The sequence below is a fragment of the Xenophilus arseniciresistens genome, from assembly GCF_028023875.1.
GTDB classification, from domain to species: domain Bacteria; phylum Pseudomonadota; class Gammaproteobacteria; order Burkholderiales; family Burkholderiaceae_C; genus Xenophilus; species Xenophilus arseniciresistens.
The window spans coordinates 672,471-684,885 of sequence record NZ_JAQIPB010000002.1 but is presented as its reverse complement, the minus strand read 5'-3'; the positions used below and the strand labels follow the sequence as shown (position 1 = coordinate 684,885).

Annotated in this window: 10 protein-coding genes; 2 read left to right on the top strand and 8 right to left on the bottom strand. The window is 70.8% G+C overall.

Annotation, left to right across the window (positions count from 1 at the left end):
* Positions 1 to 7: 7 nt before the first annotated feature.
* Positions 8 to 832: an IclR family transcriptional regulator gene (locus PGB34_RS07800; RefSeq protein ID WP_271427491.1), complete on the top strand. Its 825-nt coding sequence runs from the start codon at positions 8 to 10 to the stop codon at positions 830 to 832.
* 25 nt (positions 833 to 857) lie between these two features.
* Here the strand turns inward: PGB34_RS07800 and PGB34_RS07795 are convergent, their stop codons facing one another.
* A complete protein-coding gene (locus PGB34_RS07795; protein ID WP_271427490.1) occupies positions 858 to 1,403 on the bottom strand; it encodes a C40 family peptidase in 546 nt (181 codons plus the stop codon).
* Positions 1,404 to 1,581: 178 nt separating this feature from the next.
* Here PGB34_RS07795 and PGB34_RS07790 point away from each other — a divergent pair, with 178 nt between their 5' ends.
* Positions 1,582 to 3,126 carry an argininosuccinate lyase gene (locus PGB34_RS07790; RefSeq protein ID WP_271427489.1) on the top strand — a complete coding sequence of 515 codons (1,545 nt, stop codon included), beginning with the start codon at positions 1,582 to 1,584 and terminating at the stop codon, positions 3,124 to 3,126.
* Positions 3,127 to 3,135: 9 nt separating this feature from the next.
* Here the strand turns inward: PGB34_RS07790 and PGB34_RS07785 are convergent, their stop codons facing one another.
* From PGB34_RS07785 to PGB34_RS07755, 7 genes are all read right to left on the bottom strand, one after another.
* Entirely contained in the window at positions 3,136 to 3,633 is a 498-nt protein-coding gene (locus PGB34_RS07785) for a nucleoside deaminase (RefSeq protein ID WP_271427488.1), read from the bottom strand.
* 32 nt (positions 3,634 to 3,665) lie between these two features.
* Entirely contained in the window at positions 3,666 to 4,703 is a 1,038-nt protein-coding gene (locus PGB34_RS07780; RefSeq protein WP_271427487.1) for a DUF2272 domain-containing protein, read from the bottom strand.
* Between the two features lie 103 nt (positions 4,704 to 4,806).
* The gene (locus PGB34_RS07775) at positions 4,807 to 7,590 is read right to left on the bottom strand and encodes a helix-turn-helix transcriptional regulator (protein WP_271427486.1); all 2,784 of its coding nucleotides are present in this window, start codon (positions 7,588 to 7,590) and stop codon (positions 4,807 to 4,809) included.
* Positions 7,591 to 7,615: 25 nt separating this feature from the next.
* Positions 7,616 to 8,818: a lipid-transfer protein gene (locus PGB34_RS07770; RefSeq protein ID WP_271427485.1), complete on the bottom strand. Its 1,203-nt coding sequence runs from the start codon at positions 8,816 to 8,818 to the stop codon at positions 7,616 to 7,618.
* Positions 8,815 to 10,365, bottom strand: a complete 1,551-nt coding sequence (locus tag PGB34_RS07765) for an AMP-binding protein (RefSeq protein WP_271427484.1) — start codon at positions 10,363 to 10,365, stop codon at positions 8,815 to 8,817. The genes PGB34_RS07770 and PGB34_RS07765 overlap by 4 nt, the downstream gene beginning before the upstream one ends.
* Before the next feature lie 8 nt (positions 10,366 to 10,373).
* On the bottom strand, positions 10,374 to 11,504 hold the full coding sequence (locus PGB34_RS07760; protein ID WP_271427483.1) for a DUF5938 domain-containing protein: 1,131 nt from the start codon (positions 11,502 to 11,504) through the stop codon (positions 10,374 to 10,376).
* Between the two features lie 58 nt (positions 11,505 to 11,562).
* Positions 11,563 to 12,369 (bottom strand): SDR family NAD(P)-dependent oxidoreductase, encoded by an 807-nt coding sequence (locus PGB34_RS07755; RefSeq protein ID WP_271427482.1) that lies wholly within the window; start codon positions 12,367 to 12,369, stop codon positions 11,563 to 11,565.
* Between the last annotated feature and the right edge of the window lie 46 nt (positions 12,370 to 12,415).

Genomic DNA, 12,415 nt, shown 5'->3' with positions numbered 1-12,415 from the left:
CGCCGCAATGAACGACCTGGCGCGCGACTCCACCCTCGATCCCTCCACCCCGGCCGTGGCTGGCACGCAGGCCTTTGGCAAGTTCATGCGGGTGCTGCAGATCGTGGCCGACGCGCCCGAGCCGCCCAACGTGGCGGCGCTGATGCGCGCCACCGGCTACCCGCGGCCCACCGTGCACCGCATCGTGGCCGCGCTGGTGGCCGAGCGCATGCTGGAGGAAGACCCGGCCACGCACCTGCTGCGCATGGGGCCGCGGCTGATCCAGCTGGCCAGCCGAAGCTGGGGCCGTTCAGACCTGCGGCTGGCCGCGGTGGACGCGCTGCGCCGCCTGCGCGATGCGACGGGCGAGACCGTGCACCTGGCCGTGCCCAACGGCCGCCACATGACCTTCATCGAAAAGCTCGAAAGCCCCGCCGCCGTGCGCATGAGCTCGCGCATCGGCACCAACGTGCAGCTGCATGTGACGGCCGTGGGCAAGGCCTGGCTGGCCGCGCTGCCCGAGGCCGAGCGCGCGGCCGTGCTGGCCGACCTGCCGCTGCCGCGCATGACCGAGCACACGCTGACCGACCCCGCCGCGCTGGCGGCCGAGCTGGCGCAAGTGCGCGCGCAGGGCTGGGCCTGCGACCGCGAGGAACACGAAAGCGGCATCCACTGCTTCGGCGCGGCCGTGTGCGGCTCCGACGGCCGGCCGCTGGGCGCCATCAGCGTGAGCACGCTGGTGTTCAGGCAGAAGGACAACCCGCAGCAGGCCTATGTGCAGCCGCTGCTGCAGGCCTGCGCCGAGGTGGCGCGGCGCATTGCCGAAGTGCCTGCGCTGGCGCAGGGCGCGTAGCTTCTTTTTTCTTTTCCGTCGGCGTTCAGAGCCGGCGCGCGCTCAAGGTCTGGCGCGACCAGTACACGCCGTCCAGCCGATCCACCCGCACCGTGCCGCCCGTGGAGGGCGCATGCACGAAGCGGCGCTCGCCCACGTAGATGCCCGCATGGTGCGGCCGGCCGCCGCCGAAGAGCACCAGATCGCCGCCGCGCAGCTCCTCGGCCTCGATGACCGCGCCGAAGCCCGAGAGTGCGGCCACGGTGCGCGGCGGCGCCATGCCCGCGCTGTGGCCGTACACATAGCCGATCAGCCCGCTGCAGTCGAAGCCGCCTTCGGGCGTGTTGCCGCCGTAGCGGTAGGGCGTGCCCACCAGGCCCAGTGCGTGGATCGCGATGTCATGCGCCTGCTCGGGCGAGAGGGCCGACACCGGCGCCGGGCGGCGCCTGCCCGCGGAAGTGCCCGTGGCCCGCGGTGCGCTGCCGCAGCCAGCCAGCCACAGGGCCGGCAGCGTGGCAATGCCCAGCGCGAGCAGGCTTCGTCGGTGGGTGGCGGCGGCAGGCGAATCGGGCAGGGCGGGCAGGTTTCGCATGGCCGGCTATTGTGCAGAAGCCCTGTGGCGCGCGCCTGCCAAAAACCCTGCGTGCGCTTCGCAGCCCGGTTGCGTCTTCATATGTGTTTCGTATGGATGGGGCCGAAGATTCATATTTGACCGAATGATGCGGCACGCCCTATCGTTGCCCGATCCCCAGAGTCCGGAGACAAGACGCATGAGATTCCAACTGGCCCCGCTGGTCGCCGCCGCACTGATCGCCCTGCCTGCGCTCGCACAGACCCAGGCCCCTGCGACCGCGCCCGCCGCAGCCGCACCCCGCGCTGCCGCTGCCGCACCGCGCGACGAGTTCTTCTGGCTCGGCGAGATCAACAAGGCCACCGCCGTCATCAACACCGACGAAGGCCTGCTGGACCGCGCCATGACCCCGCGCATCACGGCCGGCATCACGCAGGTGCTGCAGGCGGGCGCGCAACCCGGCGGCAAGCGGCCCTCCACCGTGATCAGCTTCGAGCCGCTGCTGATCGAGGCGGCCGGGCAGGAGGTGACGCTCCTGCACGCGGGCCGTTCCAGCCAGGACATGCACGCCACCTACCGCGCGGCCATGCTGCGCGAAGACCTGCTGCGCCTGTCGGAGCAGCTCAACCGCAGCACCGGCACGCTGCTGAAGCTGGCCGAGCGCCATGCGGCCACCATCGTGCCCAACTACACCAACGGCGTGGCCGCGCAGCCCAACAGCCTGGGCCACTACCTGCTGGGCCACGCGGCGGGCTTCGAGCGCGATGCGCAGCGCCTGCGCGAAGCCTATGCGCGCATCGACCGCTCGGCCATGGGCACCACCGTGCTCAACGGCAGCAGCTGGCCGCTCAACCGCGAGCGCATGGCCGCCTACCTGGGCTTTGCGGGCGTGGTCGACAACGCCTATGACGCCTCGCAGATATCGTCGATGGAGCACCCCGTGGAAGTGGGCGCGGTGGTCAGCAGCCTGGCGCTGCACACCGGCCATTTCGTCGAAGACATCATGACCCAGTACGCGCAGTCGCGCCCCTGGATGCTGCTGGCCGAAGGCGGTGCGAACACCTATGTCTCCAGCGCCATGCCGCAAAAGCGCAACCCGGGTCTGCTCAACAGCACGCGGCGCGATGCGTCCACGGCCCTGTCGCTGGCCATGGGCGTGGCCATCCAGGCCCACAACATCACGCCGGGCATGAGCGACCCCAAGGAGGTCAAGCCCAACCGCGCGATGGTCGATGCGGGCATCACCGCGCTGCGCAACCTCGAGCGCGTGTTCAATGGCCTGGTGGTCAGCCCCGAGCGCGCGCTGGAAGAACTCAACAGCGACTGGACCGCCTCGCAGGAGCTGGCCGACGTGCTGATGCGCAAGTACAAGCTGCCCTTCCGCGTGGGGCATCACTTCGCCTCCGAAGTGGTGGACTACGCGAAGGAGAAGAACATCAAGCCCCTGGACTTCCCCTACGCGCAGGCCCGCCGCATCTATGCGGAGGCGGTGAAGGGCACAGAGCACAGCGCCACGCTGCCCATGAGCGAGGCCGAGTTCCGCGCCACGCTGGACCCGGTGGCCATCGTGAAGAACCGCGCCACGCGCGGCGGCCCGCAGCCGGCCGAAGTGGCGCGCATGCTCCAGGAAGCCCGGCAGAAGCTGGCCGCGCAGGAGAGCTGGACGCGCGAGCGGCGCGCGCACATCGATGCGTCGCTGGCCAAGCTGGATGCAGACTTCGCGCGCCTGGCCGGCACGCGCTGAGCCTTCTATTCAGCCCGCGCCGCGTGATTCCCAGAACCCGCGGTGCGTGGCCAGCATCTCCGGCGCCACGGCAGCCACCGGACCGATCACCTCCACCGCACGCTGCCCGCGCGCAAAGACCTCGCGGCAGGGCAGGCTCAGCGTGGGGTTCTCGGGGTGGCTGCCGGTCAGCGCCAGCAGCTCGGTCTCTTCGGCGCCGTAGAGCACGCGGCCGATGCCCGCCCAGTAGACGGTGCCCGCGCACATGGCGCAGGGCTCGAAGGTGGTGACCAGCGTGCATTGCGCGAGGTAGGCGCCGGGGTAGTTGGCGGCGGCATGGCGCGCCAGCGTCGACTCTGCGTGGTTCACGGTGTCGATGTTGCCCTGTTCGGCCAGCACGGTTTCGCCGTCGGGCGCCAGCAGCAGCGCGCCGAAAGGGTGGCGGCCCATGTCCATGGCGCGGCGGGCCACGGTGTCGGCACGGCGCAGATGGCGCGCGCATTGGTCTTCGGTGAGGGCGGTGCTCATGGGATCGGTGTCGTTGCTCATCAAAAAAAGTGTCAGCGCCACTGCAGTAGCAGCGACCAGGGCTGGCGGCTCAGGTGGCGGTCGGGGCAGTTGGCGCTGGCGCCGTCACAGCCATCGCTCAGGTAGCTGCGGTCCAGCAGTCGGGCGCCGGCGGCGAAATCCAGGCGCCGGCGCATCACGGTGTCCAGCAGGTTGCCGCCCACGGTGTCGAAGCCGCTTGCATCCACCTGCGTGACCACATCGCAATGCATGGGCAAGGGGCGGCCATTGGCCAGCCGCTGCGCCAGTGCCTCGCCCAGCGCTTCATGGTCGGCCAGGGCCGCGCTGCTGCGCCCGCGCGCGCTGCACACCAGGTCGCCCACGCGCGGCGGCGTCTGCATCAGGTCGCAGGCGCGCAGGCCGTAGCTGCTGGGCTGGCCCTGGCGCTCGGCTTCGCTGGCGGCCCAGGCGGCGGCGGCATAGTCGGCATGGGCTTGAGAGAAGGCAAAGCGCGTGGGCGCCTCACCCGCTTCGCGCGCGAGCCAGCTGATGAAGGCCGCGGACCAGGGCGTGTCGATCACGGCCACGCGCGCCAGCGCCACGCGCGCGGCGGCCACCTCATGCGCGGCCAGCCCCTGGTCGGGCCCCACGCCAAGGCCCATGAGCCGCGCATCGCTGGCCTGATTCAAGGCTTGTTCAAGCAGTTGCCGGTCGGCCGGGCGCAGCGCGCCGAAGTGGATCTGCGCCGGCAGCGGTGAGTCGCTGTCCGGCGGCACCGCGCTCCAGTAGTCCATCACGCGCTGCCAGGGCGCGGGGTTGCGCGAAGGGCCCGGCTGCATGCCAGCCTCGACCGCGCCGGCTTCGATGAGCCGGCCCTGCGCATCGAGCTGCGAGCCGCCCCAGGCCGCATGTTCAACCAGCGCGAGCCGGGCCATGCGCTGTGCTGCGTCGGGTGCAGCCTGGATGGCGGTGCGGGTGCAGAGCGCGTCGTTGGCCTGCGCAAGCGGCGCGCTCAGCAGACCCAACGCAACAAGAAGGCCGCAGGCCAGGCGCCGCGGCATGGCAAGAAAGAGAAAAACGAAACGGTGCATGCGCCGCGCAGCTTAGCAAGCCGCGCGATTCCTGCGCGAGGCTCAGGCCATGCCTTCGCTGCTCACGAAAAAAGAAGGCGCGCCTTAGACCGTGAACACGTTCTTACAGCAGCGAGATCTGCTGCGCGCGCGCCAGCGCACCCGTGCGGTTCTTGACGCCGAGCTTGGCGAAGATGTTGTGCAGGTGCCATTTGACCGTCGCTTCGGAGAGGAACAGGCTCTGCGCCACTTCGCGGTTGCCCAGCCCGGCCTGCAGCAGGCGCAGCACCTTCAGCTCGCGCTCGGTCAGCTCCACGGCAGGCGCGCTGTCGGCCTTCGGGTGGGCTGCGGGCACGGCGGCTGTTGCCGCCCGGCCGGCCGCCTGCAGCAACTGCTGCAGGTAGGCCAGGGGCACCGGCTGCGTGTCTGACGGGCCGCCCGCGCGCGCAGGTCGGGCGGCGATCAGCGCATCGACCAGGTCCATGAGCTGCGGGTCCAGATCGACCAGGCTGCGCAGCAGGCCGCCGCGTGCGCCCAGCGCCAGGGCCTCCTGCAACGTGCGCAGGGCCTGCGCGCGGTCCAGGCCCCGGTGCTGGTGCAGCGCGCGCAGGGCCAGCAGCCGGGCGAGCTGGGCCTGGTGGCCCTGGCGCTGCGCGCGGCGCACGGCATCGGCCAGCAGCGGGGCCAGCCCGTCGGTGCCCTGGGCGCCCTGCGCGCGGGCCAGCCGAAGGCGAAGCCGCAGCAGGTCCACGCTGCCCTCGGCCGGCGGCTCGGGGTCGTCGGCGCGGCGCGGTGCGGGGCCCAGGCCCGACGCTTCGCCTTCCATGAAGCCGTAGGAGCGTGCGAGCCGCTGCGCGTCGGTGCCCGCGCCGATGGCCAGCCGCAGCGCGCAGCGCTCGGCCGCGAGGATGCGCGCCAGGCGCGGCAGCCGCAGCCGGTGGCCCAGCGATTCGCCTTCGAGCAGGCAGGCGTCGGCGCCGGCGGTGTCGCCGGCCAGCCGCAGCAGGCGCGCGCGCGTCAGGTAGCCGGCCGTGCTCATCTCGACCAGGCCATGCTCGTCGATGAAGGGCAGGCCCAGGTCCAGGTAATGCCGGGCCTGGCCCAGCTCGTTGAGTTCGTAGCAGACCTCGGCCGCCAGCAGCGTGAGCATGGAGCCCGCATAGGAGGCCACGCCCAGGCTGGCCTCCACGGTGGCCATGCCCTGGCGCGCATGCTCCAGCGCCTGCACGAAATCGCCCCTGCGCATCGCGATCAAGGTGGCCAGCGCACTGGCCCAGGCCAGGCCGTAGTGCGCGCCGCATTCCTCGAAGGCCCGGCGTGCGATGGCCAGGGCCCGCATGCCCGCTTCAAATTCATCGGTGGCGCAGCAGCCGGCCGCCACCACGTTGGCCACCACGCCGGTGCGAAAGGCCTCGGCCTGCGGCCAGTGGTGCAGCCAGGCTTCGCCGGCCGCCTTGGCGCGCAGCGGCTGGTCGGACAGCGCGTAGTACACGCAGCGGATCATCTCGACCACGCAGCGCACGGCGCCGTCGTCGTCCTGCGCATCGGCGCCCAGGCTTTCGAGCGCGCGCAGCTCGGCATCGGCTTCGGCATGGCGGCGCGTGAGCACCAGCGACCAGGCATGCCCGGTTCGGATGTGCGGCCGGGCCTGCACCAGCGCCTGCGGCAGGCGGGCCAGCCAGGCCAGCAAGGTCGCATGCTCGCCGCGGTACTGCACCAGCTCGGCCGAGAAGGCGGCCACCAGGTCGGCGGCGCGCTCCAGGTCCTGCGCCTCGAAGGCATAGCGCACGGCTTCGTGCGGCAGGCGGCGGCGGTCGAACCAGGCGCTGGCGCGCAGGCAGATGCGCTGCAGGTGCGCGGCGGCCCGCTCGCGGCCGCGCTCGCGCAGGTAGTCGGCAAACAGGTGGTGGTAGCGGAACCAGGTGCGCGAGCGGTCCAGCTCCGAGAGGAAGAGCTGGCGCGCCTGCACCTCGGCCAGCATGGCGCGGCTGTCGTTGCGCTCCAGCACCTCGTCGCACAGCTCGGCGCAGAAGCGGTTCAGCGGCGCGGTGTCGAGCAGGAATTCGCGCAGTTCGGGGCGCAGGCTGCTGAGCACCTGCTCACCCAGGTAGTCGGTGATGTCGCGGTCGGTGCCCGAGAAGGCGGCCAGGAAGGCGCCCTTGTCGTGGCTTTCGCGCAGCGCCAGAGAGGCCAGCTGCAAGCCGGCGATCCAGCCTTCGGTGCGCTCGTGCAGCGTCTGCAGCTGCGCGCGGTCGAGCACCGAGCCGCTCACGCGGTCGACGAAATCGGCGGTCTCGTCCAGGCCCAGGCTGAAGTGCGCGGTGTCCAGCTCCAGCAGTTCGCCGCGCAGGCGCATCTGGGCCAGCGCAAAGGGCAGTTGCCTGCGGCTCGCGATCACGAAACCGATGTGCGCCGGCAGGTGGCTCATCAGCCATTCGAGCTTGCGGTGCACGTCGTCGGCCTGCACCAGATGGAAGTCGTCCAGCACCACCAGCAGGCGCCGCGGATGGCCGATCAGCTCGTGCAGCAGCGAGGCGACCACGGCATCGAGCGAGACCATCGTGCCGCTGTCCATCTGCGCCAGCGCGGCGCGGCCCAGGCTGGCGTCGGCGCGTTGCAGCGCTGCGGCCAGGTAGCGCATGAAGTGCAGCGGGTCGTTGTCTTCGGCGTCCAGGCTGAGCCAGGCGCTGGGCGCGCCCAGGGGCTCGAGCTGGGCCACCAGCTGGGCCAGCGCCGTGGTCTTGCCATAGCCGGCCGGCGCCGTGAGGCTGACCAGCCGCCGCGTGAGCCCGGCCTGCAGCAAGGTGGACAGCCGCGGCCGCGCCAGCAGGCGGGCCTCCAGCTGGGGCGGCACCAGCTTGGATTCGATCAGCAAGGCCGCCGTGCTGGGCGGCGGGGAGCCGGGCATGGACGTTTCCTGGATGCGGGGGGCCTCAGTGTGCCCGATGCGCCTGATACAGCGTGAGCACGCAGGCGCCGCCCAGGCCCAGGTTGTGCTGCAGCGCGATGCGCGCGCCCTCGACCTGCCGCGCCTGCGCCTGGCCGCGCAGCTGCTGCGTGAGTTCAAAGCACTGCGCCAGCCCGGTGGCGCCCAGCGGGTGCCCTTTGGAGAGCAGGCCGCCCGAGGGGTTGGTCACCACGCGGCCGCCGTAGGTGTTGTCGCCGGCGTCGATGAAGGCCGCGGCGCCGCCTTCGGGGCACAGGCCCAGCGCCTCGTAGCTGATCAGTTCGTTGTGGGCGAAGCAGTCGTGCAGCTCGACCACGTCCAGGTCCTGGGGCCCGATGCCGGCCTGTTCGTAGACCTGCCGCGCGGCGGCCTGCGTCATGCCATAGCCCACCACGCGCATCATGTCGTGGCTGCCCAGGCTGTCGGGCGTGTCGGTGCTCATGGCCTGGGCCGCGATCTGCACATCGGCGCGCAGGCCGTGGCGTTTGGCAAAACCTTCAGACACCAGCACCGCCGCCGCCGCGCCGCAGGTGGGTGGGCAGGCCATCAGCCGCGTCATCACGCCGGGCCAGAGCATGGGGGCGTCCATCACATCCTGAACACTGAGTTCCTGGCGCAGCAGCGCCAGCGGGTTGCGCGCCGCATGGCGGCTGGCCTTGGCGCGGATGCTGGCAAAACTCTGCAAGGGCGTGCCGTACCGGTTCATGTGCGCCAGGCCCGCGCCGCCGAAGTAGCGCAGCGCCAGCGGCAGATCCGCCATGCCCACGAGATCGCTGACCTCGCGGTCGAAGGCCTCGAAGGGGCTGGGCCGGTCGTCGAAAACGGTGCCCAGCGCACCCGGATTCATCTGTTCAAAACCCAGCGCCAGCACGCAGTCGGCGGCGCCGCATTCGATGGCCTGGCGCGCCAGGAACAGCGCGCTGGAACCCGTGGCGCAGTTGTTGTTGACGTTGAAGACCGGGATGCCCGTCATGCCCACTTCGTAGAGCACGCGCTGGCCGGCCGTGGAGTCGGCGTACACATAGCCGGCGTAGGCCTGCTGCAGCCGGGCGTAGTCCAGGCCGGCATCGGCCAGGGCCTCGCGCACGGCCTGCGCGCCCATCTGGGGGTAGGGCGCGCTGGCGCCGGGCTTGCCGAAGGCGATCATGCCCACGCCGGCCACGCACACGCGCGCCGTGCTGCTGCTCATTCCGCCGCTTCCTTGAGCCGGCGCAGCAGTTCGGCGCGGATGTCCTTCTTCATCACCTTACCCACCTTGGAGCGCGGCAGGTCGGGCCAGACCTCGATCTGCTTGGGCGCCTTCACGCTGCCGATGCGGGCCTTGACGAAAGCCTGCACCTCCTCCGCCTGCAGGCTGCGGCCCGCATGCGGCTGCAGCACGGCCACCACGCGTTCGCCCCACTTGTCGTCGGGCAGGCCGATCACGGCGCCGTCCTGCACGTCGGGGTGCTGCATCAGGGCCTGCTCCACCTCCACCGAATAGACGTTGAAGCCGCCCGTGATGATCATGTCCTTGGCGCGGTCGACGATGTAGAGAAAACCGTCGGCGTCGAGCCGCCCGATGTCGCCCGTGTGGTGCCAGCCATGCGCGCCGGCCTCGGCCGTGGCGGCGGGGTTCTTGTAGTAGCCAGCCATCACGAGCGAGCCGCGGATCACGATCTCGCCGGTCTCGCCCGTGGGCAGCAGCTTGCCATCGCCGTCCATGGTGGCCACCTGCACCAGCGGGCCGGGCCGGCCGGCCGAGGACAGGCGCTCGCGCGCGACGCTGCCGTCGGCGCGAAAGTGCTCCCTGGGCGCCATCATCGAGATCATCATCGGCGCCTCGGTCTGGCCGAAGAGCTGCGCCATCACGGGGCCGATCTTCGTGAGCGCCTCCTCCAGCCGCGCTGCGGCGATGGGCGCGGCGCCGTACCAGAAGCATTGCAGCGAATCGCGCTTCGTGGTCGCCAATTGCTCGTGCGCCAGCAGCATGTAGATCAGCGTGGGCGGCAGGAAGGTGTGGGTCACGCGGTGGCGCGCGATGAGCGCCAGGAACTCCGTCAGGTCCGGCTTGGGCATGACGACGATGCGCCCGCCCAGCGTCATGATCGGGAAGCACAGCACGCCCGCCGCGTGCGTGAGCGGCGCCAGCGCCAGGTAGCAGGGCCGGCCCTCGAAGGGGTAGCCCATCAGAGTGAGGGCCGACATGCTTTCGAGGTTGGTGCCCGTGAGCATCACGCCCTTGGGCTGGCCCGTGGTGCCGCCGGTGCCGGCGATCATGGCCAGGTCGTCCACGGGCCTCACATGCAGCGGCGCCTCATGAACGCCTTCGAGCCACTGCGCGAGCGATGGCGCGAAGCTCTGAGGCTGGTCCAGGCAGACCCAGACGCGCACCTTGGGCAGGCCGGCGCGCATCTGCTCCACCATGGCCGCGTAGTGGCTGTGGAAGATCAGGCAGGTGCAGTCGAAGGCGTCGAGCACGTAGCGGTTCTCGGCCGCTTCGTTGCGCGGGTTGATGGGGCACCACACGCCGGCCGCGCGCGAGATGCCGAACACGCAGGCAAAGGCCGTGGCATCGTTGCTCGACAGCACTGCCACCTTCTCGCCCGGCGCGATGCCCGAACGCTGCAGCGCCCGCCCCACGCGGTGGCTGATGCGCTGCACCTCGCCGTAGCTCAGGTCTGCATCGCCCATCGTGAGGCAGGGGCGCCCGGCGCCGAGCTGGGCGCCCTTGTCGAGGTAGTCGACCAGTCGCATGTTGCTGCTCAGTTCTGTACGGTAAGGAGCGGCGCCTGCACCAGGCCGAAGCTGCGCAGCACGCCCAGCAGCTCGCGGTGGCCAAAGGCCTGGCAGCCCGAGGCGAAGCCCACGCGCCGGGGCGCCTGCTGCAGCAGCGAGGCGGCGGCATAGGCGTTGAGCAGGCCGGTCTGCTTGTAGTTGCAGTTGCCGTAGATCACGCAGTGCGCGCGGCCCAGCGGCCCCTGGGCGTGCACCGAATCCACGGACTTGTTGATGCGCGGGTTCTCGCGCGGCGGCATGGTGTTCATCACACCGGCCGCGGTCTGGGCCAGGGCCGCGTAGCGGGCTTCGGGGTCCATGTCCTTGGTGGCCTCGAGCGCGGCTTCCACGATCTTGGGCACGCCCAGCATCAGCGGCTTGTTGAACACGCCACCCAGCACCTTCACATTGGCCACGCGCGGGTCGCGCCTGAACCACACGGGGTGCGAGGTGCCGCCCCAGGGCAGGGCCAGCGCCGTTTCGTGTTGGCCCGGGATGGCCAGGGTGTACAGGCCCGCGTCGGGCTGCCATTCCTTGTACTGGTTCTGCTCCAGGTAGAAGGCTTTCGACGTGGCGGCGTTCACGAGGATGGTCTGCGTGGACGCGATGGTGGGGCTGCCGCCCCAGAAGACGGCGATGTCCAGCGTGTCCAGGCCGGGCGTTTCCAGGCACAGCTGCGCGGCGATCTCGCCGGTGGTGTACATCTGCGCCAGGCCGGGCGAGAGCAGCAGGCCCTTGGCCGCGAACTTCGCGCCGTACTGCTCGTCGAGCGTGATCAGCCAGTCCTGCTCGCCCGTGGTGTCGGTGTAGTGGCAGCCCGCGGCCAGGCAGGCCTGCACCACCTCGGGCCCGAACTTGGCGAAGGGGCCGACGGTGTTGAGCACCACCGACGCGCCGCGGAACAGCTCCGTCAGCGCCTCGGTGCTGTGGATCACCTCCACCACCTCGTAGTCGGCGGTCTCGATGCCGGGCACATGGGCCCGCATCGCATCGTCGAGCTTGTCCTTGCTGCGGCCGGCCGCGATGAAGGGAATGCCGTACTCGCGCAGGTATTCGCAGACCAGGCGGCCGGTGTAGCCGCTGGCGCCGTAAACGATGACGGGTTTGTTGTGGCTCATGGATGTCTCCTTGCTGGGAAATCGAAATGGCTCAGAGCTCAGAGTGGGGTGCGCGGGCTCACATGCCCATGCCGCCGTCCACCGCGAGGCCGACGCCGGTCACGAAGCGCGCCGCGTCGGAGCTGAGGAACACCACGGCATCGGCCACTTCGTTCATTTCGGCCAGGCGGCCCAGCGGGGTCTGCCCGACCACTCCCGCCACGGCGGCAGGCACGTCGGGCGCCAGGCCCAGTGCGACGATGTCGTTGGCGAGAGCCACGCCCATGGGGTTGGCGATCAGCCCCGGATAGACGCAGTTGACGCGCACGCCGTAGCCCAGCTTGCCGGCTTCCATCGCTGCCACGCGGGTGGCGCGGTCCACCGCCGACTTGCTGGCCGAATAGCCGGCGATCGCAGGAAAAGCGATGGTGGCGGCCACCGAGGCGATGTTCACCACCGAGCCGCCCTTGCCGGCGCCGCCGCCCGGGCGCATGGCGCGGAAGGCGTGCTTCATGCCCAGCAGCGTGCCAACCACGTTCACGTCGAACATGCGGCGCAACTGGTCGGCATCCACCTCGGTCACCAGCGAAGTGACCTCGATCCCCGCGTTGTTGACCAGCAGGTCGAAGCCGCCGAGCTGCGCGAGGGTGGCCTGCGTGGCGTGGGCCCAGTCGGCGTCCTGGGTCACGTCCATCTTCACGAAGCCGGACCTGGCGCCACCGCTCAGGGGCAGGGCCTGGGCGGTGGCCAGGCCCTCTTCGGCCAGCAGGTCGCCGATCATGACCGAGGCACCGGCCTGCGCCAGCGCCTGGGCAATGGTGGCGCCGATCGCGCGCGCACCGCCGGTCACCAAGGCCTTGCGACCGCTCAGATTGAATTCGCCCATGATGCATCTCCTGTGTTGGCGGCACCTGGCATCGGGTGGCCAAGCT